The sequence below is a fragment of the Streptomyces sp. NRRL F-5755 genome, assembly GCF_001279365.1.
GTDB lineage: Bacteria > Actinomycetota > Actinomycetes > Streptomycetales > Streptomycetaceae > Streptomyces > Streptomyces rimosus.
Genome location: NZ_LGCW01000267.1, coordinates 53527 through 79771 on the forward strand (window position 1 = coordinate 53527; position 26245 = coordinate 79771).

Below are 26245 nucleotides of genomic sequence, written 5' to 3' on the forward strand. Positions count from 1 at the left end.
ACGGGCTCAGCCCACCCGGTCCGGCAGCTCCGCCGACATCTCGTCCTCGCTGCTCGCGACGACACGCGAGGAAGCGGCGGCGCCCCGGTCCAGCAGGCCCGCGGCGACCGCGATGTCTTCCGTCGCCCCAGCCTCCTGAAGCTGGAGGGTCTGAGCGGCGTAGATGGGGGAGATCTGCGTGGTGATGTGCCGCTCGCAGCCGTCGTCAGAGGCCCCGGAGGCGGTGAACCCGAAGCAGGCGACGACGTGCACCATCATGCCCCCGGAGTCAGAAGCCTGCTCTCGCGCATGAGCCCTGACCTGCGGTTGCCATGCGGAAGCGGTCGAAGCGAGGCCGCCTTCCTGGCGGCGGGCCATCAGCGGGCCGAGGTCGGTCAATTTCATGCCGCCAGGTGTAGCGCACATTCCCGGCCGGTTTCCCTGCTCCTGCTCAGCCAGTGCTGGACACATGAGGTTGCGTGGAAGCGTCGTCGGGTCCGCTTCTCCTCTTCGGTGCGAGGGGCTGTCCGGTTACGCGGGGTGCAGTGACCGGAGCCGGTCGGCGATGTCGTACACCGTCAGGCGCAGTGCGCGGATGTCGTTGATCAGGTCGCGCCACGGTTCGTAGGAGGCGTCCACGGTCTCGCCGGAGGCCCGGATGTAGGCCACGGCGACGCCGTAGGCGAAGTACTCGTTGCGGGCGGGCAGCGGCCGCAGCAGCACCAGCTGTTCCAGCAGCGCGGCCGCACGCCAGTAGGCGTCGGGCTGGCCGACCTCGATGTGCGGGGTGTTCACGCGGTGCCGGGCCACGGCGGCGACGAGCCCGGAGTAGTCCCGTACGGCCAGTTCCTTGCCGAGCAGTTCCTCCTGCCGGTCCAGCAGCCAGCGGACGTCGATGTGCAGGTCCAAGGTTCAGGCCGCCCGGTGCATGCTGTCGGCGCCCTGGGGCAGGCCACCGAAGTCACGGTCGAAGGCCTCGGCGATTCCGGGTTCGGCGATGACCTCACGGAAGGCCGCGGTGGCCTCGCGCAGCTTGAGCTGGTTCTCCTCCTGGACGGCGAGTTCCGCCAGCAGCGCACGGACACTGGTGCCCCGGGCGGCGGCGATGCCGGCCAGCCGGTCTCTTGTCTCGGTATCGATCTTCACGGTCGTGTCTGCCATACCTCCGAGTATGCACCCGCGACTACCTTCATGAATACCTCTTCGGAGATACCGCTCGGCTTGGAAGGGCGTGCAGCCAGGGATTCCCGCTCAGGCGGCCCAGCCGATGGAGGAGACGTTGCTGTACGCGTCGTAGTCGGAGCCGAGGTCGGGGATGATGTCATCCCAGATCCGGTCCAAGGCGTCGGCGTCGTCGGCCAGCCACGCGTCGACCGCCGCGTCCCAGAACCGCGGGCGTACGGACAGCCGTCGGGTGGCCAGGTCCCGCTGGTTACGGCCTTCGACCCGGCTCTGGTCGACCGGGTTGATCTCGATGCGGGTTCCGCCGCTCGACATCAGGCGGCGTTTGAGGTCGGCGGCCACATTGCGGCGGCGCAGGTCCCAGTACGCGTCGTCCAGCTTCACGTGGTTGGCCACGTTCGGGGAGCGCTCCTCGGCCAGCCAGGCATACAGGGTGCGGGCCGTGACGCTGATGCCCGCGCGCTCCATCGCCGCGTAGCCGGCCTCGGAGGCCGTGAGGTAGCGCAGGCGGGCGGCGATACCCCGCTCCGAGTGCGGCGAGGACTGCAAGCCCGTCACCATGCGCTCGATACCCAGGCCGAGGGCGTCGCCGCCGCCCATGCCCTGGGCGTTGTAGCGGCCGAAGTCCATCCACCGCCCGGCCATCAGCGCACCCCGCAGGCGCGGTGACGGTGTAGGTGACAGGTTCGCCGTCGCGGTCGCTCTTGACCTTCATCTCCCCCAGTCCCCGGCCCTCGGTGCCGACTCGCATGAAAGTGACCTGCGATTTTGCAGTCCATGTTCCGGGCATCTCGCACTCGCTGCGCCACACGGCCCGACATATACGCACGTCAAAGGCCCCGCCGTCAGGACACCGCGATGAGAGGTCCACGGACGCTGAGCCGCGAGTCGGCACCCGGCCCCGCCGGAGCTTGGTCGGTGGTCCTGCCTTTCCGCGGGGGTGGTAGACCGGGCGGTCGAGAACCGCACAGCGATCACGGCGGGAGAAGCCGGAGGGGGCGGTGCGGCCGGTTCGGTCCCGAGTCACAGAAGCCGGGCGATAGCCCAGGTCCGAGCGCGGTCTTGCGCGTCGAAGAGGTCGGTGTGAGTGATCATGACTTCGGTGGCCCCGGCGTCGAAGTAGCGGCGCAGACCGGCAGTGACAGTGGCCTCGTCGCCGGCGATCAGCAGGTCCGCCGCGCTCGACAGCCCCTCGGTCGCGATGACCTTCTGGTAGGACGGGATGCTGTCGTAGAAGCCGAGGGCGGCCGAGACGCGGTCGCGGGCGGCTGCGGCGTCGTCAGTGACCACCGCGGGCACCCCGGCCACGATCTGCGGGGCCGGCCGTCCGGCCGCGGCGGCGGCTTCGGTGATGGCCGGCACGATCTGTTCGGCGAGGGTACGAGGCCCGGCGAGGAACGGAATCGTTCCCTCGGCCAGCTCGCCCGCGGCCGCGAGGGCCCGCGGCCCCATCGCAGCCACCAGCACCGAGACCGCCGGGGAAGCCCCGGCCACGCCCGTCGAGCCGACCGGACGCGATGTCAGCGTTTCCCCCACGAAGGCGGCGTCGTCGCCGTCCAGCAGCGGGCGCAGCGCGGTGAGGTACTCGCGCAGGTGCTGGATCTGCGGCGGATACGGCAGGCCGAACTGCGGCTCGAGAACAGTGCGCGCACCGAGTCCGACGCCGAGCCGGAAGCGCCCTGCGGCAGCCGCCTGCGCCGTCTTCGCCGCAGCCGCGAGCAGCAGCGGATGGCGCGGATATATCGGCACGACCGAGGTACCTACGCAGACCCTGGGTTCCGCCCGGCCCACCAGCCCGGCGAGCTGGGGCGCGTCGTAATCCGCCGCCTGTCCGAACCACACGGTGCGCACCCCGGCGTCGGCCACCTCGTGCGCGAACTCCACAGCCCGGTCCACAAGGTTGGTCATGCCAGGTTCCTGCGCGAACGTGCCTCCCAGAAACACTCCGACCCTCGTTCCGGCAGTGTCCATCACGAGCTCCTTCGTGATCCGCTTCACATGACTCACGTCGTCTTCACCGCCGCGGCCTCCGTCGTCCCGCAGCACCACAGTGATTACAGGGTCTGCAATCACCGTACAGTTTGATTGCAGTTTCTGTAGTCACTACTCTGCGTGTCATGGGACGATGGCCGGGCGGCACGCAGGAACGACTGCAGGAAGCCGCGATCGAGTTGTTCACCGAGCGCGGCTACGAACGCACGACCGTCGCCGAGATCGCGACGCGAGCCGGCCTGACCGAGCGCACCTTCTACAACCACTTCGCCGACAAACGCGAGGTGCTCTTCCCCGAGCAGGACTCGTTCATCGCCAAGGTCCGCGAAGCGGTGGGAGCGGCACCCGCCAAGCAGTCCCCGCTCGACGCGGTCAATGCGGCATTCATCGCCGGCAGTGACTGGTTCGACCAGCGCCGGGAGGCAGCACAGCGCCGCAGGCGCATTCTCGACGCACATACCGATCTGCGAGAACGCGAATGGGCGAAACTGGCAGCCCTTGGTGAGGCGATCACCGCCGCGCTGCGCACACGGGGCATCCCCGACCCGGCGGCCACGCTGACCGCCGCGGTCTCCGTCACCACATACCAGCTCGCCGCAGCCCGGTGGCTGGCCGATCCGCAGTACGGCACGCTCGGGCATCACCTGCACACGAGCTTCGAGGATCTGCACCACACCGCACGCAGCTGGTAACGCCACATCGATACCGGCTGTGGCCGTCGGGGACCTCAACCGCGGACAGCCAATACCGGACGCTTCATTCTGCGGGGTGTTGTCGGCCAGGGAGTGCGGAGAGGTCGCCGGTGGTCAGGACGTGGTCGGCGACGGCGGTGGGCTCAGATGCCCAGGACCCCTTCGGCTGCGAACCGGTCATACTCATAGCTGCCGGTGAACCACTCACGCGCCAGTTCCTGCAACGCCCCGGCCAGAAATCGGCGAACCCGCCTGCTTCGCCGGGCGGTCACGTGGATGGCGGGGAGACGAGTCCGGCCGCCGCCCGCGAACTCCAGGAGGAGACCGGCGTCACGGTCCCGGCCGCCGATCTGTCGCAGATGGGCGCCTACGACGCCCCGGCCGCGATCCCCGCGGCCGGTACGTCACGGTCACCTACACAGCCACCCTGCCCTCGCCTGTTGCCGACTCGCATGAAAGTGACCTGCGATTTTGCAACCCATGTTCCGGGCATCTCCACTCGCTGCGCCACACGGCCCGACATATACGCACGTCAAAGGCCCCGCCGTCAGGACACCGCGATGAGAAGCCCACGGGCGCTGAGCCGCGAGTCGGCAGCTGAAGCCGTAGTTGGTGGCCATCTCGATGAGGGTGCCGGGGCGGTGGCGGACGCGACGCCCAGGACGCGGTCGTGTGCGCCGGTGGCGACCAGGGGCAGGCACACGGTGGCCATGGCCTCGTTCATGGGCCGGTCGCGGACAGTCAGCGGAACAGGCGGAAGAACCCGCGCACCTGCTCGACCAGCGACTCGGGCTGCTCCAGCGCGGCGAAGTGGCCGCCGTGCGGCAGTTCCTCGAACCAGCGCAGGTCGGTGAACCGCAGCTCGGCCTCCCGCCTCGACGGGCGGGTGATGTCGCGTGGGTAGACCGACAGCCCGGATGGCGCGGTCACCTTGTCCCGGAAGTTGGCGAAGCTCTCCCAGTACAGGCGCGCCGATGATGTGGCCGACGCGGTGAACCAATAGACCGAGATCTCGTCGAGGATGGTCTGCCGCGACAACGCGTCCTCGGGATGGCCGTCGTTGTCCGTCCATGCCCAGAACTTCTCGGCGATCCAGGCGGCTTGCCCGGCCGGGGAGTCGGTGAGGCCGTAGCCGAGCGTCTGCGGCCGGGTCGCCTGGATCGCCGAGTATCCCCGGCCCGTGCGCTGCATCTCCTGCTCCGCCTCCAGATTCGCCAGCTCCGCGGGCGTCGGGTCGTCGAACGTGCCCGCCGCCACGGATCCCAGGTTCAGGTGCACGCCGGCGACCCGCTCGGGCGCCACCTCGCCCAGCGCCCCGGACACCGCCGAACCCCAGTCACCGCCCTGCGCGCCGTACCGTTCGTAACCCAGCGAGACCATCAGGGTGTCCCAGGCGCGCGCGGTGCGAGTGATGCCCCACCCGGTCGTCGACGGTTTGTCGCTCCAGCCGTACCCGGGCAACGACGGCGCGACCACGTGGAACGCGTCCGCCGGGTCACCGCCGTGCGCGCGGGGGTCGGTCAGCGGGCCGAGGACCTCCAGGAATTCGAGCACCGAACCCGGCCACCCGTGCGTGAGCACGAGCGGGAACGCGTCCGGCTCCGGTGAGCGGACGTGCAGGAAGTGGAGGCCCAGCCCGTCGATGGTGTCGCGATACTGCGGGAAGACGTTCAGCCGCTCGGCGAACCCGAAGTCGTAGTCCTCGGCCCAGCTGCGGCACAGCTCCTGCGCGTACGCCAGCGGCAGCCCCTGTGACCAGTCGTCCACCGGCTCGCGCTCGGGCCACCGTGTCCGTCGCAATCGTTCACGCAGGTCCTCGATCTCGGCTTCGGTGATGCTGACCTCGAATGGCTCGGCGGGCATGGCAAGGCTCCTTGCTGGTCGAGGCGTTGTCGGATCAGATGCAGGTGAACTGTCAGCGCGGGCTCCCACGCGTGGCACCGGGTCCGGGGCGGCGGCCGGCGGTAGGGCGCCGGGTCAGGCTGAGGACGAGCCCGAACAGGGGGAGTACCGCGAGCACGGCAAGGGCCACCGGCGCCGGCACGATGCCGGACAGACCCGCGACAGCGGCCGGACCGATCCCGCCGCCCAGGACGTTCATGAAGTTGAGCAGGCCCTGTGCGGTGTCGCGGTCGTCCGCGGCGACCAGGTCCGGCGCGAGGCTCACCAGTACGGCTTGGGCGCCGGCGAACCCGCACACGGTCAGGGCCGTGCCGATGACGATCAGGACCGGCGCGGTGGCGACCGCGACCACGAGCACGCCGATGACGGTGAGTGCCGCAAGCCCGGCCGACACCTGCCAGCCGGTGAACAGGTCGGCCAAGGTGCCGACCAGCCGCCCGGCCAGCACCGAGCAGGCGGCAGCCGGGACCAGGAGCACGCCGGCTTCCAGGGGGCCACCGCCCGTGGCCTGCTCGATCAGGGACGGGGCGCGGAACAGCACCCCGTAGTAGCCGGCGAAGACGGTCCCGCCGATGAGCCCGGCCGCCAGGAAGCCGCGGGATGCGATCACCCGCCGAGGCACGAACCCGTCGGGCGTGCTGCGCACGCGCCACCACAGTCCCACGGCGGCGAGCGCCCCGGCGGCGGCCACGACGAGCGTGACCGGAGCGGGCAGGCCGACCGAGGGTGCCTGCAGCAACGTGATCACGGAGCCGGCGAGTACCGACAGCACGGCCGCGCCGACGATATCGAGTCGCCCGGTCGAGCCGTTTCGCTCGCCGCCACCGCTCCGCGTCAGCGCGCGCCTGCCCGGCAAGGCGGCCAGCAGAAGGGGCAGCGCGAGGACCGGGATCGCGAGCACGGCACGCCACCCGAGCCATGCGGTCACCGCCCCGCCTATCAGTGTCCCGCACCCCGACGCCGTCGCGCTGGCCGCCGCGATGATGCCCAGGACGCGGATCCGTTGCCGCCCGGGAAGGGCGGTGGCCGCGGCAAAGACGGCGATCACCGTCGCGCCCGCCCCAGCGCCGCCGATCAGTCGGCCGATGATCACGACGGACAGTGCCGGCCCGGCTCCGGCGAGCGCGGAGCCCGCGGCGAGCGCCATGACCCCGGCGACCAGGACCTGGAAGGGGCTCCAGCGGACCAGCAACCGACCCGCGACCGGCATCGCGAGCGCGGAGGTCAGCGACCACGCGGCGAGAATCCATGCGGTGGCCCCGAACGGCACCGCGAGTGCGCGACCGATGGCCGGCAGGGCCACCGACGGTGCTCCCAGTGCCACGTACATCGGCAGCACCAGCATCCCCAAAGTCAGCCCCAGCCGACGCCCGTCCGGGGCGTCCGTTCGCCCCGGTGCCGGAGTACCTCCAGGCGGGATCGTCTGCGGCGTCGTCCCCTGCCGGGTATGTTGTGACATGCGAAAGCTCCTTTGCGTGTAACGCTACGGAGCAGTGAGGAGATACGTCAAATGCGGGATGCGTATTACAGTCCATGGGTGGTCCAGACGGCCGTCGACCTGGCCAACACCTTGAGGCCGGTCAAGGGAGAGGACGCGCTGGAGACCGTGGAGCAGCTCCGGGACTTCCTTGACGACCACCCCGTGGCTGAGCCACCGAGTTCAGCCGCGAACCGAAGGACCGGTCCGCGGCATCTCACCCGCGCCGACCTGGCAGAAGTCCGCGCGTTGCGCGAGACGCTGCGCGAGGTGCTCGAACAGGCGAACACGGACGCGGCCGAAGCCGCGGCTCTGATCAACGACGGTCTGCGCCGCAGCCGCGCCACCCCGGTACTGCGCAGCGCACTGGCCTCCGTGATCGCCACGCTCGGCCCCGCTCGTCTCGGCGTATGTGCCGGGCCGACCTGCCGGGCCACCTTCGTGGACCTCTCACGCAACGGCTCGAAGCAGTACTGCACCCGAACCTGCTCACACCGGGCCAGCGTCGCGGCCTACCGGAGCCGACGCAGCCCGCGTTGAGCGCCGGCACCCGGCGGACGGTAGCCCCACACCACACCGCTCATACGAACTTCGCCGAACCCCGGCAGCAGAGTGGATCATTGTGCTAAGGGCCCAAGATCACGCGCTTAGCGCCCACGGCTGTTCCGTTGTTCCTACCGACGTCCCTAGGCCGCGAAGCGGCCCGGGTGCGGGTTCTGCTTCTTCGGGGCGGGGTCGGCCATCGGGGCGAGGCGCCGCCAGGTGTCGGCCGTGAACCGCGACAGGATGACCGTGGCGAACAGCTCGTGGGCCGCGGACATCCCGCCGAGGGCGGCGGTGTGGGGCCGTCCGTCGAAGATGACGTGGACGCGGGCCGCGCGTCCTGCCCAGAGGGCTTCCTCGAGCGCGTCGACGGCGGGGGACGCCTTCGGGTCGTCCTTCCCTGCGGCAGATCTTCCTCCAGAACTACTGGGTCGACGACCGCGCCCGCGTTCACTGGCGTGTCTCCGGTAAGAGCGGGGGTGCCGCCCTCGGCCACCGCTGTCGTCTCTCCCTACAGCCTGAGCCCGTGAGGTGCCCCGGGGATCGGAGATTGGCCCGGTAGATCCGCGCCACCGCATTGGTTAGTAGGGCCGGTGAGGGGCACTGCCAGTGCATTGCCTCCGGCAGTGCCGGTGCCGTATGCGGTGGCTCCGCGGACAAAGGCACCGATGCTGAGGTTGGAGCATTCGTTGCCGAAGGAAGGAGAAAGGACAGCACCGATGCCGCCAGCTGAGGCGGGGGGGGTGCCAGAGCCATGCCAGTCCCCACAGCGGCGGTGAGGACAGTGAGGTCCGCCGCAGTCGTACGCGAGATCGTGATGTCTCAACGAGCTGCGCAAGCCTGCGTCACGGCATAGCGCGGCCGCCTCCTCTGCCCCCGCTGACCACAGCTCATAAACCAGGCGTGGTTCCCAAACCGGCTCCTCCTCGCGGCCGCCGTCGAGCTGCAGCTCCTCGGCGGCCCGCGGCGTGACGCCCAGCGGAGCCGGAAGTTGAGCGGGCATGACAACGCCACCACCACGACCGGCACCACCGTGCCCGCCCCAGCCATCGAACAGCTGCTGTTCACCGAAGACGCGACCACGGGGTACGCGCCAAGGCCCGTGCCACCATCAGTGAGCAGGCCACCTACGCGTATCAGTCCGCGTACGCCCTCTCAGGCGGCGGTGACCTTCGCCGCAACGCACACGACGTCGCCATCACCAACCTCCTGCACTGCACCTCGCGCAGCGTCCTCGCCTTCGCCCTCCACCACCTGCGTCCCCTGCTGCCCGACCTCACCGACGAACAGTGGGACCGGATCGACGCGACCGTGACCGCCCTGGACTTCCGGGTCGCGGAGGACCTCACCGGAGCCAACGGCCCTGATCCTGTGCCGCGCCCACGACAGCAATCCCAAGCCTCCTCGGCGATCATCCGCGGAATTGGTCCGGAGAGGGTGACGACGTCTACGAGGCGCAAGAAATGCAGACACGTCGATGCTGTCGCCGCGGTCAATCGCAGCTGGATCCACCCCGTGCCGGGATCGTTCCGCAATATCCTCTGCCAGGTGTTTTACGTCATATTGCCACTGAGGAGTTCGGCGGGCTTCGACCAGCGGATGCGTTACCGGACCACAAGGTTCCAGTTATTTTTCTCTCCTCCTTTCGATGCTGTTTCACTCTTGGGCCGATGGCACGATCGTCTCGACCAAGCCGCCACTGGCACGGTTTCCGGTGGGGTAATCCAGGGTTCAGCCGAGGCAAGTTCTCGGAATGAGGGCTCATGAGCCTTTGGGCGATCGCTAGAAGGTGCTCGGCGGCCTATCTCTGTGCCCAGCCAGAGCACAGGGGTTGGTCATCTCACGAGTTCCCGCACGAATACGAGTGAGGCGCCTACCTGTGATCACGCGGGTATCTCGTCTCCGCCTTGACTGAACGCCATACGAGAAGGAGGAATTCGGATATGAGTCTCGCGAAGCTGCGGTCCATGGGCTTCCCAGCGCTCGACATCGCCGAGGCTGAGAAGGTCGTTGGCGAAGGCCTCAGCGCAGCCCAGTGTGCCCACATCAAGGCGCTCAGCTACAGCTCCGCGGTGGTCTCCTGTGGCGGTCACCCGTCGGACTACACAGCCATCTACAACAGGGAGTGCAAGAAGTAGTAATGCCGGGCCCGTCCTCGTCCTGCGGACTGTGCAGGACGAGGACGGGCTACGACAGAAAGTTTGTGTTGTGAACTACCGGCGCTACCACACACACCAGAGCGGCAACACCGATTGCGGGCCGGCGTGCGTCCGCACCGTCCTGCGGCGCCACGGCCGCCTGGTTGACGTCACTGTTCTGCGTGACTCGGTCGGGCTGGGTCACCGGGGCTCGAGCCTGGCCGGCCTCCAACGGGTCCTCGCCGACTACGGCGTCGAATCCGAACTCCTGCGTCTGGATATCGACCAACTCGAACAGGCGGTCCAGGTGGCCGGCCCGTCGATCGTGGGCGTGGATGTGGACAGCCAGCCGCACTTCGTCGTCGTGCACGCCGCGCGGGGCGGCCGGTTTACGGTAAGTGACCCGTTGTTCTCCCGGCCCGCCATCATCGACGCGCACGATTTCGCGGACATGTTCTCGGGCCACACCCTGATCACCGGCCCGCCGGAGACGGGATTGTCACTGCGCGCGCGGATCGGCGAGCTGCGCTCACAGCGCATCCTTTGGCCGCTGGTCAAGGACCGCTGGTCGGCCCTCCTCGTCATCCTGCTGCTGACTGCCGCGGTCTCGCTGGTCGCGTTGCTGACCGGCGTCTTCCTCCAGGTCGCGGCCGACCGGGTCCTGCAGGAGCACTCCCCTGAGCCGGCTGATGTGATGGCAGCCGCCTTCGCCGCTGCCATCCTGGCAGCGGCGGGTGCGAATTACCTGCGGGGCAGGATGAGTGTCTCCCTGGGGCAGTCACTGCAACGCCAGCTCTCCGAGCGGTATATCCGCAAGCTGCTGCGCCTGCCGGTCTTCTTCCACAATGGTCGGCGCACTGGTGACTTGGTGAGCCGGATCGGCGATGTCCAGGAGATCCAGACGCTGGTGAACTCCGCGACCATCCAGTCCGCCATTGACGTGGGCGTCGTCGTGAGTGTGGGTGCCTTCCTCGCCTCCAGTAACCCACTGGTCTTCAGCATTCTGTGTGTGTCCGCTGCCGTGAACATCGGCTCGTCCTGGCTGCTGTTTCCTTCGATCAGGGCGGCCGCGGAGGAGACGCTGCAGCGCGATGCGACACTCAAGGCGGAGTTCTTCAGCGTCCTTCGCGGTTACGAGCAGGTGGTCTCCTTCGCGGCACGGGACTTCGCAGCGAACCGTGTTCTGCACCGCCTCGAGCGCAGAATCACGGCGGAGGCCCGTCTGGGCAGGCTCGGCAACACGAACACAGTGGTGAAAAACGCCAACCTGGGACTCACTACGGTCTTCGTGGCCTGGGCATGCCTCCATAAGGGCGCCGACGGGTCTCTCAGCTTCGGGCAGATCTTCTCCTCCGTCGCCCTGGCCGGACACTTCCTGGAATCGGTCAATTCCATCGCTGCACTGCAGATCAAGTACCAGCATCTCAGTGCTGCGGTCGGCCGGTACCGCGACGTGATGAACCAGAGGGAAGACCCCAGGCTGACCGAGCCGCACCCTGCGGATCGCCCTGCCGGCCGAGGCACTGACATAGAGGCGGACGGCCTGGCTGTCACCTACCCCGCCGCCGGGCATCCGGCCCTGGCCGACCTCAACCTGACGGTCAGCCAAGGGGAGAACGTACTCGTGACCGGCCCCAATGGCCGCGGGAAAAGCACGGCGTTGAAAGCCCTGGCGGGCTTCTTCCCCGACCATGGCGGAAGCATACGGATCGGCACGGCGCAGATGAAGGAACTGAGTGACGCAGCGGTCAGGGAACGCGTCCTGTACCTGGGCGAGTCTCCGCTGCTGCTCGCCGCCGATATCCGCGAGAACCTCACCTTCGGAGGTCTCGAAGACGACCATGAGATCGAGCGGGCATGCCGGCTGGCCTGCTTCGACGACATCATCGAAACACTTCCGGGCGGACTGGGCTGGAAGGTGCGTGAGGACGGCAGTGGACTGTCCCGGGGCCAGATCCAGCGCCTCGCGCTCGCCCGCGCGATTCTGCGAGACCCCGATGTGTACCTCTTTGACGAGGCGTTCAGCGGGATCGACCGCGACACGGTCCGCCGGATCTGGGCGAACCTCGCCAGCCTTCCGGCATCCAAGGTGGTCGTCTCACATACCGGTGCGGCGGACCTCACCTTCGACCGCATCGTCGAGCTGGGCCCTGACCGGACGCCGGAACCGATTCTCATGAAGGGTGCCTGACATGCTCCTCGGCGACCTGCTGAGCCAGGCCCACCGGGACGACGACACCGACAGCCCGTGGCGGGACGAGCTGCGGCTGTTCAACGCCGTGTCACGGCCTCTGGCCCGGATGCCGGCCCCCTCCAGCGTCTCCGCTCCAGGTGCCCGGTCATCAGCACTGCCCCAGCCGCGTATCACTGCTGTCATCCTCACCTGTGACGAGCAGGAACGGATCGGCGACTGCATCCGTGCCCTGGCACAAGACGCCGACGAGGTCATCGTCATCGACTCGGGCTCCAGCGACCAGACCCTGGACATCGTCAGGAACCAAGCGGTCCCCACCCAGGTGGTCCACGCCCCATGGCGCGACGACTTCGCCAGCCAACGGAACCTGGCATTCGACCACATCCATGACGGCTGGATCCTCATGGTCGACGCGGACGAGATCCTCGACGACTCCAGCGCCGGCACCATCCGGCGCAGCCTGGCACTGCTGGACCTCCTCCTGCCCGGGACCGAGCTCGCCGTCTGCCCGCAGATCCAGGACACACACGACGCCGGAGGCCTCTACACCGACCTTCCCCGCGCACTGCGGGCACAGACTGCCCTGCGCTACCGGGGCCGTATCCACGAGCGCCCCTACGATCCGCACGGCAACGCTCCCCACACGGTCCACAGCACGAGCCGCTTCCACCACGACGGCTACCGGCCAGAGGTGATCGAAGCCAAACACAAGCTCGAACGGCACGCCCGTATCCTGGAGCTCTGCCGTGCGCAGGAGCCGGAGAACCCTAAGTGGATCTTCTACCAGGTCCGGGCCGAACTGCGTGGCCCTACCAGCCCTGCCCGATCCCGGGACCTGTTCGACCACCTGGCCGCCTCGCTCACCCTCTGCCCCCAAGGCTCGCCCGACTACATAGCCGAGCGCCGCCAGGACACCTGGGCCCTGCTGTGCGAACTCGCACTCCGTTTCGCAGGAGCCGACGAGATCACGACCTATACCGCGCTCCTCCACGAGGCTCGCCGGGAGGCAGAAGCCACCTACTTCCGCACCGTCGTCACCATGAGCCGCATACTGCGCGTGCTGACCCAACTGGCCGACGACGTGGCAGCGGCAGCACAGCACACCTCTCGCTCCGGCGCACGGGACATCGGCCGCCTCCACGAACTCCACGGACTTCTCTCACTCGCATCGGGCCGCTACGAGAATGTCCCCACCGCTCTCCGGGCCGCTCTCGAACACGGTGCGGGCTCCACGCTCACCGACGAGACGACTGCGCTGCAACAGGCCCTGGCGACTCTGGGAAACCCTCGAGTCCCCCCTCCCGAGAACGAGGGCCCCCACAGGTGCACGTGCGCCGCCCTGGAGCAGCCGCGAGAATCGTGCTGACTCGACTCAGGAATCAAAAACAAAGGAGTGGTCATGTCTTTTGGACCTGGTCTTGCGGGAATGCCTATGAACGAATGGAAGATCCGAACAGCGGCAGGTAAAGAATACGTCTTCGACACCGAGGAGGAAGCCCGCGCTGCCCTGCCCGAGTACGGTGAGGGCAGCACACTGTGGAAACGGAAGGTCTACCGGGGGATCGCCAGCACCACGATGTCCCCGAAAGGCTGGATCCAGGTCGACTGAGGGTGGCCGAACCCGCGGCCCGTCGCGGCCGGGTCTTGCCAAGTGCGTCCTAGCATATGGAACCCACCGCCTTTCCCGAGCCACTGCGCCACTCGATCCAGCAGTACGTTGCCGAAACAGTCTCCGACGGCCAGGAGGCCCTGTACTACCTCGGTACCGGGGTGCACGGCTCAAAGCGGATGACGCTGTACCGCCTCACCGACGCCGCGGGCACCATGAACATGGCGGCCTTGCTGTTCGCCGCGTACTGCTAGGCGAGAGCATGTCCGACGACACGCTCCAGTCCTACCTGCAGACCAAGCAGCAGCGCAGCCGAGCCGACGGCCCCAGGCCCGAGGAACGAGCGGAGCTGGCGGGCCTGCTGGGAGATACCGCCCCTGAAACCGACGAGCCCGAGCTGGGATTCGGGTACGCGTGGGCCCAGGCACGCGCCGAGACCGCCTTCACCCCCGACGAGGACCCGCAGAGACTCTTCGCCGCGGCGTGCCTGCACGGGCTGCGCGCCAGACTCAGCGACGACATCGACTCCCTCGACACTTACCTCCCGCCCCACATCGCGACGCTGGCCCGCAAAGTCGCCGAAGCCCTGGAGAAGCCACCTCCGCCCCCGGCATAACGCGGGCTGGCGCTTCACCGAACCCGGCACCCCACCGCCGGATCCGGAAAGGCACCGCGGCAACCGACGCAGCTGCCCGCTGTCAGAACGCGTCGTCCGGCGGCGGAGGCAGGGTGCGCAGGACAGCCTCCGGCCGACAGATCGCGCACGTCGTGGCCACTTCCGGGCCCTGCGCCAGGAGCCGCAGGGCGTCCGCACCGGTGGCCAGGCTGCCGCCTTCGGACCCGGCGGCACAGTCCAGGCGGTGCACCAGGCGCCTCCCGTCCCGCGTCACATCGACGCGCCAGCGCATGCGTTGCTCCGGCGGCGGAGGATCCAAGACGGTGTAGTCCTGGCCCTCGATGGGCTGCACGATCGGGTGCGGAGCGCTGAGCTCGACGACGTGCGGCTGCTGGATCGGGCCGTGCGCGGTGTCCACCCGGCCGGGCAGCGTGAGCTGGTAGTCGTACCACCAGGCGCCCGACCGGTCGCGACGCCGACGGGTGACGACGGCCCGGATCGTCTGCCCGTCCGGCAGCGTCACCTCCACCAGGGGCCCGTCGCCCCAGTGCGCCGCCGTCTCGTCGTGCTCCTCCACATCTCTGACCCTAAAACGCCCGTCCTTCGGCCATGGCGCCTGCCCCGCACAGCCGGAGGGCGGCACGCATGACAGCACTGTCGGCAGGGCAGGATCGGCCCGCCTCGTTGCTGGGAGGACGAACGAGGTACGGCAAGCCCGGGCCGGCGGCGGCCAGACGCCGGTGACGACCCGGCCCGGGTACGCCAGCAGGAACCGGTCAGCAGCGGTGAAGCGCACGGCAGCGACACCCCGAACGGGCAGCGCAGGGCACATAGCACAGGCCGACGGCGGGCAGTGCGAAGGCGCCATCCGGCGCGGACAGCGAGCGCATCGTAGATTCGTACGTATGACCGATAGCCCCAGACGCCTGGATCCCGAGACGACGACCCGCGCATCAGCAGCAGTGATCTGGGTTGTGAGCAGCGCCAGGTCGGCTTTTGCGCGCGCTGCCAGGGCTATACGGTCAAATACGGATCTGGTGCCCAGCCGGTCTGTCCGGCCTGCCGCGCAAGCGGCCCACGCGTCAGTGGGTAGTCCCGGACAGCGCGACGAAGGCGCGAGGGCCGTCCTACGTGCGCGTAACCGCGGTGTCCACCGGCATGGTCCCGGTACGCCGACGCGCCCTCTTTGAGAACTCGGTCGAGCCCCGAGGGAGTGCTGGGGCCGTCTCAGAAGGGGACGTCGGGCTCGGCGGGCGGATCGTCCGCCAGGCCTGGTCCTGTATTTCGGTCCACTCCCAGACGCTCCGTCCCGAAAGGAGCAGCTTGTACCCGAGCTGATCCAGCACCCTGGCGCGGTCCTGGCGGGTCGGGATCCCTTCGTCGGTCGGCAGGCTGACCGACGGCCACCGGGCCGCGTCCACCCCGGGCAGCACGATGGAGACCTCCCACGATCCCCCGTCGTCGGCCAGCACCATCTGCGCGATTTCCCCCGTACTCATCATCTGCGCGGTAATGCCTGTACTCATCAGCCCCTCCCTCGCGCTCGCGGCGACGCCCGGCCACGGCCCACGCCGAGACACGTCGCCCGCCGGGCCGGCTCCCTCACTGTCCCTCTCCGGCCGGCAGGATCGCCACGGCAGACCAGGTCCCCCACACGGATGAATCCCGCCTCCTCCGTGCGCGGGCACGCCCGCCTGATTGGCCAGCGCAGGAGACTCGATGGCGGAACGGCGGCGCGGCCGGTTAGCCGTGGGGGGCGGTGCTTGTCGATGTCGCGCAGTAACCGTGCAGCCTCGACCTGTGTACGGATCAAAGCGTCGAACAGGGCTTCCGGGTCGCCGCCTGGTCCCGCGGCCTTGGCGAGCGCCCCGGCGATGAGGCTGACGAGGACGGTGACCAGGTCTGCCGACCCCACCGGGCCACGAGCTTGCAGCAGCTGACGCACGGCCTCGTCGATACGGTCAAAGGTCGCCTCGTCTTCGAGGGCGATACCGAGTTGCTCAGCGAGGAAGAGCCGGACGACCGCCACCGCGTCGCCCAGGGCGGTGTCCACCTTGTAGTCTGCGCGGGCCTTCTCCGCTTCCTCCAGGACGGCCGGCCTGGTGACCGGCCGCGGCCCCGGCCACAGCCCCTGCTGCTTCCACTGCTCGTACGGAAGCACCCCAGCGGCGTCGCGGCGGGCGCGGTGGTGGTCGGTCGGGTGGCCGTTGCCGGTGCGGCAGGCGCGCCCCACGCCTGCCTGGCAGCGTCCAGTCCATCGCGGTCGGCGATCAGCACTCCGAGCTCATGACGGCTGACGGCATCTGTCCCCGCGAGGTGGACGATGCCCGTGTGCTGGGAGTCAGCCAGCTCAAGAACGGCCCCGGAGAGGTCGGCGACATGAACCGGGCACCGGATGTCATCGGTGAAGAGCACCCCGTCGCGCCGCCCGGCGGCCAGATCGTGGACGAACACCTCGTGCACGGAGCCACCATCACCGACAATCAGCGTGGTGCGAGCGATGACGGCGTCCGGGGCGACCAGTCGGATCGCCGTTTCGGCAGCGGCCTTCGCGGCCCCGTACGGGGTGATCGGATCCGGCAGGGCGGATTCGTCATAGCGAACATCGGAGCCGGAGAAGACGGCGTCACTGGACATGTGCACGAGCCGTGATCCGCACTCGGTGGCGGCCATGGCCGGGCGGATCGCACCGTCCGCCGTGGCTGCCCAGTCGGCCTTGCGATAAGCCGCATTGATGACCATGTCCGGCTGCGTCTCTTCGAGCGCCCGTGTGATCTCCTCGCGGCGGCATAGATCCATGCGCAACCAGTGAACACCGAGCATGTCGCCGGCATGAGTGGCGAAGGTCGCCGTCACAGCATGCCCGGCTACCAGTGCCTGCTGAGCCAACTCACGGCCCAGGAAGCCGCTGCCACCGACGATCAGAACGTTCACGATCCACCACGATAGGTCGTCCCCGCACCGTCACGGCATACGGCTACCGCCCCAGCTCCGACGCTCAACGGGGCCAACTTGAGCATTTGGACCTGATCGAGGATTTCACTTGAGAAGAGCCGCACCCATTTCAGCACGCTGCGCCAGGACCCCGAGTTCCGGCAAATCACAGGGATCTGAGCGTCGTAGTCGACATCGGCGTGCCTACCTGGAGCAGCAAGGTGCAACCCTCCTCGGCCCGCGTTGAGTGCGGCCCCTCTGAAGGGAGGCGTTGAGCTGGTGTAACTCTTCCCTTCAGAAGAGCCGCACCCCTTCAGCTCTGTGCGGCAACGGACGCATCCGCTGCCGCACAGAGCTGAAGCACGAACCCGAGTCGACCCCGCCTGACCAGCAGCAACGGGTCTAGCGTTCCCAGATCGCAGGTGCCGCGTTGCGCGGGCTCAAGGCCGCACGTCTGTGACCAGCAGTGACGGAGTTTTCTACAGCTCCGCGCCAAGCCCTGGCTTGCCCAGGAGTGCCCCGCCGCCACGTGCCTTCCGGGCGCCACCAGTCGCGCAGGCGCCGCGCCCGGGAGTCATTCCGCTCAGGGGCGTGGCCTCGCCCCGACTCCGTCATGTATGTCTGAGCCAGGCCGCCGTCCTCACTGCCTTGTTCCGGTCCATGCCGCCTGAGCGCCCGACCATAGGCGGGGATCTGTAAGGCGCATTCTTGAAGTGGGCACGGCACGCTGACGGCTCGGGCTTTCGCATCCGGTGCAGCCCAGCCACCCTACCGAGGAGAGTGATCACAGCCCTCACACTCACCCGGTGCGTCAACGACGGGCGACAGGGGCGCCGGGGAGCGGCAAACCGCCGCATTGAAGCCGACGCCACCTGACCGCTCCGTCACGCGACTATGTCCGTCCTGATACCACTGCTGCATTCCCGCAGTGGCCGTGTCCCTGGATGAGCGGGTAACTGCTGTCCTTGTCACCAGGGCCCGGCTGGTAGTTGGCTTGCCCTGAAGCGGCCGGGGGATCGGTTTTCTGCGACGACGGCACCGGCGGTGCGGGCAGCGCGTCGTGGGCCAGGGTCGCCGTCTCGTGTGCGGATACGCCCCTGGGTGTTCATGGTGCGATCCGGGCCGAGCCCTGCCCACGCCGGAGGAAAGGAGCTGTGGCCACCAGCCCGATGAGGGCCGCGGCCGTCCAGTAAGCCGCGCCCATGTGGTGCGCGGCCATGGTGGTGAACAGGGAGCCGCCGGCGAACCCTCCGAGTGATTCGCCGATGGTGGCGCTGACCTGGCGGAAATTGAAGACCTCGACCATGGGCCGGCCGTCGCCGAGCTGAGCGTAGGCAGTGCTCACCATGGGCGAGAACACCATCTCGGCGGTAGCGAAGACGCCGACGGCCACAAAGGTGAGGGATACGGACTGTGTGGGGACGGCCAGGAGCAGGAACGAGAGGGCGAACGTCACGATGCCCAGGCGCAGGATGCGCCACGGCGGGCGTCCGTGGGCGAGTGCGCGGTTGGTCAGCCGAGTGACCAGTACCTGGCCGACGACGATGAGGACGGCATTGGCGGTGTAGAAGGCGCCGCGCAGGGTTGGCGAGTCGGTGATGTGCGTGACGTGGATGGCGAAGGCGGAGAAGAACTGGCCGTACATGATGCTGCCGGTCAGGGTCAGCAGAGAGATGGTGCGGACATGAGGGTCACGCACCATGGCGACGATCAGGCGGAGGCCCAGTGGTTTGCGCGTAGCGCCGTCGTCAGCGCGCAATTCCCGTGGGGTGAGGCAGAACGTCAGGATCGCCGTCAGGAGGAAGACTGCGGCAATGGCCGGGAGCAGGGCTTGTGGCCGGCGGCCCAGCAGGAGGTTGGCCGCGAGGGGGCCGACCGCGGCGGCAACATTGATGGCGACCTGAATGTAGGCGAAGGCTGCGTTGCGTGTCGCGGACGCTGCTTGGGAGACGGCGATCAGCACGCGGGCGCTGATGTTGTTCACACTGATGCCGAGTCCGGCGAGCGCCAGGCAGGCGAGGATGCCTGCGGGGTGGGGCGTGGCGCGTAGGGTGAGGAATCCGGTGCTTGCGAGCAGCAGACCGCCGACCATGGTGGTACGTACGGGGAGCTTTTGCAGGAGGTTGCCGCAGATCAGCGATCCTCCTTTGTACGCGAGGGTGAAGGCGAACAGCGCGGCACCGGTCAGTAGCGCTCCGGCTGCGCGGGTTTGGTGCTGTACGACGGATGGCAGGACCGGGACCAGGCTGTAGAAGCCGAGGCCGGAGAGGAAGAAGTCGAGGATGACCGGTGCGTTGTGGCCGCGTGCCGGCGAGGGGATGGGAGTGGCGGTGGATGTGCTTGCGGGCATGCGGGTCAGTGCTCGGTGTGGGTCTGGTGGTGGCCGGTGGTCGCGGCGTCCACGAGCCCGGCGAAGGACGCGTCCAGGAATATCCGCGCAATGTCGATGTCCGCCCGTATGTCGTCGCTGACTGCGGCCACGAGTTCGGCCGCCAGGAGGGAGTTGCCGCCGTCGGCGAAGAAGTCCGACGAGGGGCTGACCGAGGCGGCGGGGATTTCGAGGACGGTGGCCCAGTGGTGGCGGACCGAATCTTCGATGCGGGTCCGGTTCGGCAGGCTGGTCATGTCGCTTTCCTTAAGGGCGTCTGGGCTGTCTCGGTGTTTGAGGGCGTCAGGCTTGCTGGAGCAGGTGGGTCCGGTCGACCTTCCCGTTGGGCGTCAGCGGGAAGGAGTCCAGGTGGGTGAGGCGACGCGGGATCATGTAGGCGGGCAGAGTCGCGCCGAGTCCGCTCCGCAGGGTGCGCGCGTCGGTCGCCGTCCCGGTGTAGAAGGCGGACAGTTCCAGATGACCTGATCTTCCGGGCGCGGCCACGACGACGGCGTCCTGCACGTACGGGAGGAGCCTGAGTGCGCCCTCGACTTCCGGGAGTTCGATGCGGAACCCGCGGATCTTCACCTGGGAATCGAGTCGCCCGAGGTGGAGGAGGCCGCCGTCATTGGTGACGGCGACGCGGTCGCCGGTCCGGTACCACGCGTCGGCTGTGGGCGCGGTACCTTCGGCAAGCGGAAGGTAGACGTCACCCCGGCGGTCGTAGTACCTGCCGGTGTTGTGCTGCGGGTCCAGGTAGCCGGTGAACCGTTGTGGTCCGCGGACGCACAGCTCGCCCTGGAGTGCGGCGTGACCGTCCATGACGACAGCCCATTCCATGTGGGGGTAGATACGGCCGATGGGCACGGTGCCGTTGTCGGTCTCGGGCCACTGCCGGGTGTCGGCCGGCAGGCAGTAACGGCTGACCACGATGGTGAGTTCGGTGGGGCCGTAGAGGTTCTCCATCCGGCTGTGCGCAGCGGCGGCCTTCCAGGCTTTGGCGCGGTCCACGGTCAACTGCTCGCCGGCGAACATGCTGATCTTCAGCGACGGCATGGTGTCCGCTTCCAGTTCGCCGAGGGTGGCGGCTGCGGCAATGGTGGAGGGGACGGAGAACCAGTGGGTGATCTGTTCCCGTCGGACCCACGCCGCCGGGTGCAGCAGGTCGGCGGGGGCAGGGGCGACGAGGGTGGCGCCGGCGCCCCAGGCGACGAAGATGTCGAACACCGAGGGGTCGAAGGCGAAGTCGAAGGTTTGGGTGACACGGTCGCCCGGCGCCACCTCGTAGGTACGGATGTTGTGTTCGACGCAGGTGAGAGCGTTGGTGTGGGTGATGGGTACGCCCTTGGGGCGGCCTGTGGTGCCCGAGGTGAAGATGATGTACGCGACCGGGTTGGTGCCGTCAGGAGCGGGCGGCGGCGTTGCGCATGCACGGGTGGTGTTCAGCTCGGCGATTGGGACCACCTCGGGGGCGCCCGGGATCTCGTCGAGGCCGGTCAGTACGGAGACATCCGCTTGGTCGGTGAGCACAAGCGGCAGCTGGGCCGCTTCACAGATGGCGGCAACGCGGGCTGCGGGTGCCGTGGTACTGATCGGCACCACGCTGGCCCCAAGTTGCAGAATGGCGAGGTAGGAGACGTAGGTGGCAGTGTTCTTGTGGCCCATCAGGCCGATGCGTCGGGGGACGGTGCCGATCCGTGCGGCGATGGCCCGGGCAGTGGTGGTGGATTGCTCGATCAGCTGGGCGTACGTGAGCGGGGCCTCGCCGGCTACGGCCAGTGCCGTGGCACCCGGGTGGCGCCGCGCCGTACGCGTGACCAGGTCGTGGAGGGTTCGGCTCATGGGGTCACCGCCGTCTGCCGGTCGGGGCGCGGCGTGGTGGGCAGGATGAGTTCGAGTCGGGTGAGGAAGCGCCGGGCCAGGTCTCGGACCCATTCGGTCGCGAGCACGCTCGGGCAGTAGGTGGCTCGGAGGGTCAGGCTGTGGTCGTTGCGTTCGATGAGGACGCTGAGCAGGTCCAGGACGGTGCCGGCAGTGGTGGCATGAGGTGCGACGCTCACGTCGGGTAGCGGCAGGAGGTTGCTCACCCCGTCGATGAGCTGGAAGGCCACGGCCGTATCGGGGTTGGGAATGAACTGCCGCTCCAGCACGGCCGCTTCGTTGACGGCGTCCAGCGAGACACGTGCATGGGCGAACGCGGTCATGGCGGCCCGGTGCGTGGACGCGAGGTGGTCTTGGGGGCGGGAGGCCGGTGCGGCGGGCAGGCGCATCACGAGGTTGTTGGAGAAGCGTCCGATGCCTTCGCGCAGCGGCGCGGACAGACGGTTGGCGTATCCGCACTCGATGAGGTGCTCGTCGGCGCCGGTCAGGTCGGCCAGTGCCCCGCTGAACGCGGACAGCAGGACGACGTAGGGGGTCGTACGCCGTTTCGCCGCCGCTCCTGCCAGCTGGTCAGCCAGATGCTGCGGCACGGGCGTGGCGTAGGTCAGGGCGTGCCGGTCCGCCGATGGCTGGACGGGCAGTGGGGTCTTGGTGGGCGCGTCGGCAAGATAGCGGCCCCAGTGGTCGACGTTGCCGGAGAAGTCTCCTGCGTGCCATTTCCGGTGCCACCAGTGCGCGTAGTCGGGGAACTGCACCGTTAGTTCGGGCAGCCGGGCGGGGCGTGCCTCGGCCTCGGCGGCGTACAGCGCGGCCAGGTCGCGCAGGGCGACGCGGAGGCTGGTCTGGTCGGAGATGATGTGGTGCAGCACCACGCACAGCTGGCGCCGCGACGTACTGGAGCGCAGCAGAGCGAAGCGGGCGGGCGGGGCTGTGCTCAGGTCGAAGGACCGATCGGCGACACCGGCCAGCCACTCGCGGTCCGTATCTGTCGGGTCAACCTCGACGGTCAGGGCCGGGAGACCCGAGCTGTTTGCTGGTCGGATGTGCTGCCACACCTCGCCCTGGTGCATGCGGAAGACGGTGCGCAGCGCGTCATGGCGCGCCACCAGCTGGTCGACGGCGCGGGCCAACGCCGGCTCGTCCAGAGCGCCGTGCAGGGTGAAGGCGGCCGAGAGGTTCATGAACGCGTTGTCCGGGCGGGCGTGATGGGCACGCCAGTCGCGTCGCTGTGCCGGAGTGGTGGGTGCGCGATGAGGATCGGTGCGCGGCGTGATGTAGCTCATGGGCAGGCTCTCTGTCGGGCGATCGGGGTGCCGGCGTCACCGGCGGGCGACGGCCCGCCGGGGACGCCGAATGCTTCAGGAAAGGACGGACCGGAAGGTCTGCGTCTTCTCCGACAGCGCGACGCCCTTGGCGAAGAACTCGTCGCGCATGACCTGGCACTGGCGCACGTGCCGGTCCCCGCTGTATCCGGTGCGGGCGTGCAGGACGCGCAGGTTGTCGAAGAGGAGAGCGTCGCCGGCCTGCATCGCGTACTCGATGCGCTGCGCGGGCTCGTAGGCGATGCGGAATGCGGTGCGCAACGCCGCGTAGGTCTGCTCCATGAGGTCCTCGTCCACGCGGATCGCGGTCATGGTGCGTTCGTTGAGCCGCACTTCGATGACTTCGTCCTTGTGGTCCAGCACGATGGCCGGCAGGTCGGAGGTGATGACCTGGTCCTCGATGCGACGCTGGTGCTGCACCGGAACGCGCGTCAGCAGGTTGTACGCCCCCGGGTGCTGCTCCCGCAGGATCCGGGCGACGTTGTGCGCGTCGACGAGCTGCGAGACGCCGCCGCCGTCCGGGCTTGGCTTGAGGCAGTGGAAGATGTTGATGCCGGTGGGCACGCGGCGGTACGCCTCGTCGGTGTGCGGCAGGATCGGGCCGGCCAGGTCGGCGAGGATCTGCGGCTCGGGACGGGTGATCAGGTCGAAGAACTTGCCGTAGTGGGTCTCGCGGAGGTAGCCGATCTCGTGGGCCAGCTTCTCGATGCCGTCGTGGTCGGTGCCCAGGCCGCGCAGGAGGACGAAGCCGAGTTCGGCGACGCCGGCGTGCAGCTTGCGGCGCTCGGTGTCGTCGGTCAGTACCCGCTGCCACTCGACGGACGGCCATCCGGGCAGTGTGCTGTCCCACAGCGTCTTGACCGGCTCGTGGCTGTCCCGCAGCTTGGCGGGGCTGTAGGCGTTCTGCCGCAGCCACGACGCCTCGTACTCGGAGGAGTGCTGGTCACCGGCCCAGGTGATGGTGAGGCGGTCGGGGTGCGCAACGGCAGTGGCCGGCGCGATGTCATCGGGAATGTCCAGGAGCCGCTGTAGCCTGCTGCCGGTCGCGTGCGGACCGCACGCGGTGCAGGCGCAGTTGTCGCGCAGCCACAGGCTGTGCAGGGTGCTGTGGTGCCCGTCGCTCCACTCGACGCGGACGGCTGCCCTGTCGAAGGTCGCGCTGACGATGGTGGCGGTGTTCATGGTGGTGTCCTTGGCGTGCGTTACGGGGTGGCCGTGAGGGTGCGGGGCGACAGGTGGGGCGCAAAGACGCGGTTGCTGAGGCGCCCGACGCCCTCTACTTCGACCTCGATCAGGTCGTCGGCCCTCAGGAAGATCTGAGGGGAGAGTTCTCCGAGGTCCGAGGGGGTTCCGGTGAGAATGACATCGCCGACTTCCAGTGGAGTGAGCATGGACAGGCGGCTGATGATGTCCGCGACGCGGAACGTCATGTCGCCGGTGTTGCCGTCTTGGATGACCCGTCCGTTGAGGAACGTACGGATACGGAGGTCATCGACGTCGTCGATCTCGTCGCGGGTCACCAGGGCCGGTCCCAGCGGAGCGAAGGTGGCGAGCATCTTGCCGCTGGTCCACTGCGTGGTTTGGAACTCGAGGTCACGGGCGCTGATGTCGTTCGCGCAGCAGTATCCGGCCACATGGGCCAGGGCCTGGGAGAGCGGAACCTGGTGTGCCCGCGCACCGATCACCAGCGCCAACTCCCCTTCCGGGACGGGTTGATCGGTGTTCGGCGGAACTTCAACGGACTGAAGGTGCCCACGAAGAGCCGATGCGGTCTTGTGGAACACCGTGGGGTGCTCCGGAGTCGGCTCGCCCATCTGGGCCAGGAAGGACCGGTAGTTCATGCCGACGCCGATGACCTTTGTCGGACGTAGCACAGGAGGCTCGAACCGGATCTCCCGTACCGGAAGGCTCCGCTCGGCCAACAGCCTTCGGAGCCCATCGACGTCGCCGAGCACGCCTTCCCACGCTGCGCGCACCGCCTCGAGGGCGTGGGCGAGCAGCACGTCCTCCACGGACCGGAAGGCTCGCTCGGGCCGCCGGTAGGAAGCGGGCAGGGGCAGCGCGTTGAGGTTGACGACGCGGTCGTCGTGGAGAACGCCGGCGAGGGTGAGGGTGGGATCCCAGCAGTCTTTGGGACGGTAGGTGACTAAGCGCATGTGATGCTCCGGACGGTCAGACAACCGCAGGGTTGGAGGCGGTATCGGTGGATGGAATCGGCGCGAGAGCCCTGAGGATCTCCTCACGGTGGCGCAGCGTCGACGACCGCTGCTTGCAGTGGGCGAGGACGGCCTCGACGTTGTTGTCGCAGGCGTCGATGTCCAGACTCCGGAGAATGGCCTCCACGGAGCGACGGCTGCTGTTGGGCCCCATCAACAGCGTCTGTTCGCGCCCCAGCGCCGTCGCGGGTACGGCGGAGTAGATGAGGTCTTCGAAGTCGCGCCCCAGAGCCCGCGCCTTCACCACGGCGCTGGCATGCGTACCGGTGGCTGTGCTGAAGGCGTCGGATCCGACGACGGGCTGGTGGGCGGGCACCCCGATCTGCAGGGCATCGGCCAGCAGCGTGCACATAGCCGGCAGTTGGCCTAGTGCGACATCGGGGTGGCCGGCCTCGGCGAGCAGGGGAAGGAACTGCTCCAGGGCGAGGTTCCCGGTCCGCTCCCCGAGCCCCAGGAACGTACCGCTGACGACCCGGGCACCTGCGTACGCTGCGGCCAGCGAGTTGGCCAGTGCCAGCCCTCGGTCGTTGTGTCCGTGCCAGGCGATCTCGGCATCGCTGCCGGCGTGGGAGAGCACCTGGCGGGCGAACTCCGTGTGCCGGGCCGCGCCATCGGGCAGACACTGCCCAGCCGTGTCGTTCAGCACCACGCATCCGGCGCCTACGTCCACGGCGGCCTTGAGGCAGTCGGCGAGGACGTTTCCCGGCGTACGCGAGGAGTCCTCGAAGGCCACCCGGAAATCCAGGCCCTCGCGCGCGGCCTGGCGTGCGACCTGTTGCAGCCGCTCCAGCATCGCCGGCAGCGACCAGCCTTCGACATGGGCACGAAGGGGGCTGGTGCTCAGGTACAGATCGGCGAGAACCCGCGCCCCCGACCGCTGCTGGATCTCCAGCAGCCGAAGGAGATCGGACGGAACGGCCCGCGCCATCAGCACGGGCTGCAGCGCCAGCTCACGGTCGGCGATGTGCTGGACCAGGGCCGCGCACTGCTCGTACTCGGACTCGGATGCCGCGGGAAATCCCAGGAACGACACGTGCACGCCGACAGCGGCACTCAGCTCCAGCATGCGCATGCGCTGCCGGAGCGCGGGCCTGGTCACCCGCACATTCTGGAGAGACTCCCGCACGTCGTCCTCGACACGCACTTCGCGCAGGCACGGACTTTCCTGCGGGTTCCACGAATGCAGGAGCCGGGCGGCGT

28 protein-coding genes and 1 pseudogene are annotated in these 26245 nt (G+C 68.6%); 9 read left to right on the forward strand and 20 right to left on the reverse strand.

All coding sequences use genetic code 11. The features are described 5' to 3' along the window. Positions 1 to 6 precede the first annotated feature (6 nt). The 5 genes from ADK86_RS44715 to ADK86_RS24190 all read right to left on the reverse strand — a co-directional run bounded on the left by ADK86_RS44715 (position 7) and on the right by ADK86_RS24190 (position 3132). Positions 7 to 384, reverse strand: a complete 378-nt coding sequence (locus ADK86_RS44715) for a hypothetical protein (RefSeq protein WP_234346004.1) — start codon at positions 382 to 384, stop codon at positions 7 to 9. Positions 385 to 510: 126 nt separating this feature from the next. Further along, complete coding sequence (locus ADK86_RS24175) at positions 511 to 888, reverse strand: hypothetical protein (protein WP_053698479.1); 378 nt, start codon at positions 886 to 888, stop codon at positions 511 to 513. Positions 889 to 891: 3 nt separating this feature from the next. Further along, positions 892 to 1140, reverse strand: coding sequence for a hypothetical protein (locus ADK86_RS24180; protein ID WP_053698480.1), 249 nt, complete (start codon positions 1138 to 1140; stop codon positions 892 to 894). Positions 1141 to 1230: 90 nt separating this feature from the next. Continuing rightward, positions 1231 to 1806, reverse strand: a complete 576-nt coding sequence (locus tag ADK86_RS24185; RefSeq protein WP_053698481.1) for a hypothetical protein — start codon at positions 1804 to 1806, stop codon at positions 1231 to 1233. A 378-nt stretch (positions 1807 to 2184) separates the two neighbouring features. Continuing rightward, on the reverse strand, positions 2185 to 3132 hold the full coding sequence (locus ADK86_RS24190; protein ID WP_199834464.1) for a TIGR03564 family F420-dependent LLM class oxidoreductase: 948 nt from the start codon (positions 3130 to 3132) through the stop codon (positions 2185 to 2187). A gap of 146 nt (positions 3133 to 3278) precedes the next feature. Between ADK86_RS24190 and ADK86_RS24195 the strand changes: the two genes are divergently transcribed. Next, on the forward strand, positions 3279 to 3845 hold the full coding sequence (locus ADK86_RS24195; protein ID WP_053698482.1) for a TetR/AcrR family transcriptional regulator: 567 nt from the start codon (positions 3279 to 3281) through the stop codon (positions 3843 to 3845). 272 nt (positions 3846 to 4117) lie between these two features. Beyond that, positions 4118 to 4699, forward strand: a complete 582-nt coding sequence (locus tag ADK86_RS45710) for a hypothetical protein (RefSeq protein ID WP_420718882.1) — start codon at positions 4118 to 4120, stop codon at positions 4697 to 4699. Here ADK86_RS45710 and ADK86_RS24200 read toward each other — a convergent pair. Both ADK86_RS24200 and ADK86_RS24205 read right to left on the reverse strand, forming a co-directional pair. Further along, the gene (locus ADK86_RS24200) at positions 4587 to 5708 is read right to left on the reverse strand and encodes an epoxide hydrolase family protein (RefSeq protein ID WP_053698483.1); all 1122 of its coding nucleotides are present in this window, start codon (positions 5706 to 5708) and stop codon (positions 4587 to 4589) included. The genes ADK86_RS45710 and ADK86_RS24200 overlap by 113 nt on opposite strands. 52 nt (positions 5709 to 5760) lie before the next feature. Next, on the reverse strand, positions 5761 to 7206 hold the full coding sequence (locus ADK86_RS24205) for an MFS transporter (protein ID WP_053698484.1): 1446 nt from the start codon (positions 7204 to 7206) through the stop codon (positions 5761 to 5763). 78 nt (positions 7207 to 7284) lie between these two features. On the opposite strand from ADK86_RS24205, the gene ADK86_RS24210 reads away from it, so the two are divergent. Next, a complete protein-coding gene (locus tag ADK86_RS24210) occupies positions 7285 to 7764 on the forward strand; it encodes a CGNR zinc finger domain-containing protein (RefSeq protein WP_420718881.1) in 480 nt (159 codons plus the stop codon). 146 nt (positions 7765 to 7910) lie between these two features. Here ADK86_RS24210 and ADK86_RS45260 read toward each other — a convergent pair whose 3' ends face one another. Further along, positions 7911 to 8045: a hypothetical protein gene (locus ADK86_RS45260; protein WP_267888808.1), complete on the reverse strand. Its 135-nt coding sequence runs from the start codon at positions 8043 to 8045 to the stop codon at positions 7911 to 7913. An 877-nt stretch (positions 8046 to 8922) separates the two neighbouring features. Further along, entirely contained in the window at positions 8923 to 9165 is a 243-nt protein-coding gene (locus tag ADK86_RS24215; RefSeq protein WP_159393937.1) for a hypothetical protein, read from the reverse strand. Positions 9166 to 9710: 545 nt separating this feature from the next. Here ADK86_RS24215 and ADK86_RS43275 point away from each other — a divergent pair. The 6 genes from ADK86_RS43275 to ADK86_RS44730 all read left to right on the forward strand — a co-directional run bounded on the left by ADK86_RS43275 (position 9711) and on the right by ADK86_RS44730 (position 14324). After that, positions 9711 to 9905: a hypothetical protein gene (locus ADK86_RS43275; protein ID WP_053698487.1), complete on the forward strand. Its 195-nt coding sequence runs from the start codon at positions 9711 to 9713 to the stop codon at positions 9903 to 9905. Positions 9906 to 9936: 31 nt separating this feature from the next. Further along, positions 9937 to 12096, forward strand: a complete 2160-nt coding sequence (locus ADK86_RS24225; protein ID WP_159393938.1) for a peptidase domain-containing ABC transporter — start codon at positions 9937 to 9939, stop codon at positions 12094 to 12096. A gap of 1 nt (position 12097) precedes the next feature. Then, the gene (locus ADK86_RS24230) at positions 12098 to 13465 is read left to right on the forward strand and encodes a glycosyltransferase (RefSeq protein ID WP_053698489.1); all 1368 of its coding nucleotides are present in this window, start codon (positions 12098 to 12100) and stop codon (positions 13463 to 13465) included. A 66-nt stretch (positions 13466 to 13531) separates the two neighbouring features. After that, complete coding sequence (locus tag ADK86_RS43280) at positions 13532 to 13708, forward strand: hypothetical protein (RefSeq protein WP_159393939.1); 177 nt, start codon at positions 13532 to 13534, stop codon at positions 13706 to 13708. A gap of 56 nt (positions 13709 to 13764) precedes the next feature. Then, positions 13765 to 13962, forward strand: a complete 198-nt coding sequence (locus ADK86_RS44725) for a hypothetical protein (RefSeq protein WP_107088547.1) — start codon at positions 13765 to 13767, stop codon at positions 13960 to 13962. 8 nt (positions 13963 to 13970) lie between these two features. Beyond that, positions 13971 to 14324, forward strand: a complete 354-nt coding sequence (locus ADK86_RS44730; protein WP_107088548.1) for a hypothetical protein — start codon at positions 13971 to 13973, stop codon at positions 14322 to 14324. Between the two features lie 82 nt (positions 14325 to 14406). Here the strand turns inward: ADK86_RS44730 and ADK86_RS24240 are convergent, their stop codons facing one another. The 11 genes and pseudogenes from ADK86_RS24240 to ADK86_RS24290 all read right to left on the reverse strand — a co-directional run bounded on the left by ADK86_RS24240 (position 14407) and on the right by ADK86_RS24290 (position 26144). Continuing rightward, positions 14407 to 14901: a DUF6233 domain-containing protein gene (locus ADK86_RS24240; RefSeq protein WP_053698490.1), complete on the reverse strand. Its 495-nt coding sequence runs from the start codon at positions 14899 to 14901 to the stop codon at positions 14407 to 14409. A gap of 550 nt (positions 14902 to 15451) precedes the next feature. Then, a complete protein-coding gene (locus tag ADK86_RS24245) occupies positions 15452 to 15850 on the reverse strand; it encodes a DUF6303 family protein (protein ID WP_053698491.1) in 399 nt (132 codons plus the stop codon). Further along, on the reverse strand, positions 15850 to 16557 hold the full coding sequence (locus tag ADK86_RS44735; protein ID WP_053698492.1) for a hypothetical protein: 708 nt from the start codon (positions 16555 to 16557) through the stop codon (positions 15850 to 15852). Before ADK86_RS44735 ends, ADK86_RS24245 begins: the two co-directional genes overlap by 1 nt. Before the next feature lie 14 nt (positions 16558 to 16571). After that, positions 16572 to 17258: pseudogene (locus tag ADK86_RS44740) on the reverse strand (SDR family oxidoreductase); the annotation flags it as partial. 1105 nt (positions 17259 to 18363) lie between these two features. Further along, positions 18364 to 19608 carry an MFS transporter gene (locus tag ADK86_RS24260; protein ID WP_053698494.1) on the reverse strand — a complete coding sequence of 415 codons (1245 nt, stop codon included), beginning with the start codon at positions 19606 to 19608 and terminating at the stop codon, positions 18364 to 18366. Positions 19609 to 19613: 5 nt separating this feature from the next. Next, positions 19614 to 19883, reverse strand: a complete 270-nt coding sequence (locus ADK86_RS24265) for an acyl carrier protein (protein ID WP_053698495.1) — start codon at positions 19881 to 19883, stop codon at positions 19614 to 19616. Between the two features lie 46 nt (positions 19884 to 19929). Next, on the reverse strand, positions 19930 to 21468 hold the full coding sequence (locus ADK86_RS24270) for an amino acid adenylation domain-containing protein (protein ID WP_053698496.1): 1539 nt from the start codon (positions 21466 to 21468) through the stop codon (positions 19930 to 19932). Further along, a complete protein-coding gene (locus tag ADK86_RS24275; protein WP_078952230.1) occupies positions 21465 to 22790 on the reverse strand; it encodes a condensation domain-containing protein in 1326 nt (441 codons plus the stop codon). The genes ADK86_RS24270 and ADK86_RS24275 overlap by 4 nt, the downstream gene beginning before the upstream one ends. Positions 22791 to 22865: 75 nt before the next feature. Then, positions 22866 to 24011, reverse strand: a complete 1146-nt coding sequence (locus ADK86_RS24280; RefSeq protein ID WP_053698498.1) for a TauD/TfdA family dioxygenase — start codon at positions 24009 to 24011, stop codon at positions 22866 to 22868. A 20-nt stretch (positions 24012 to 24031) separates the two neighbouring features. Continuing rightward, the gene (locus tag ADK86_RS24285) at positions 24032 to 24985 is read right to left on the reverse strand and encodes a fumarylacetoacetate hydrolase family protein (protein ID WP_053698499.1); all 954 of its coding nucleotides are present in this window, start codon (positions 24983 to 24985) and stop codon (positions 24032 to 24034) included. 16 nt (positions 24986 to 25001) lie between these two features. Next, positions 25002 to 26144, reverse strand: a complete 1143-nt coding sequence (locus ADK86_RS24290) for a hypothetical protein (RefSeq protein WP_159393940.1) — start codon at positions 26142 to 26144, stop codon at positions 25002 to 25004. Positions 26145 to 26245 lie beyond the last annotated feature (101 nt).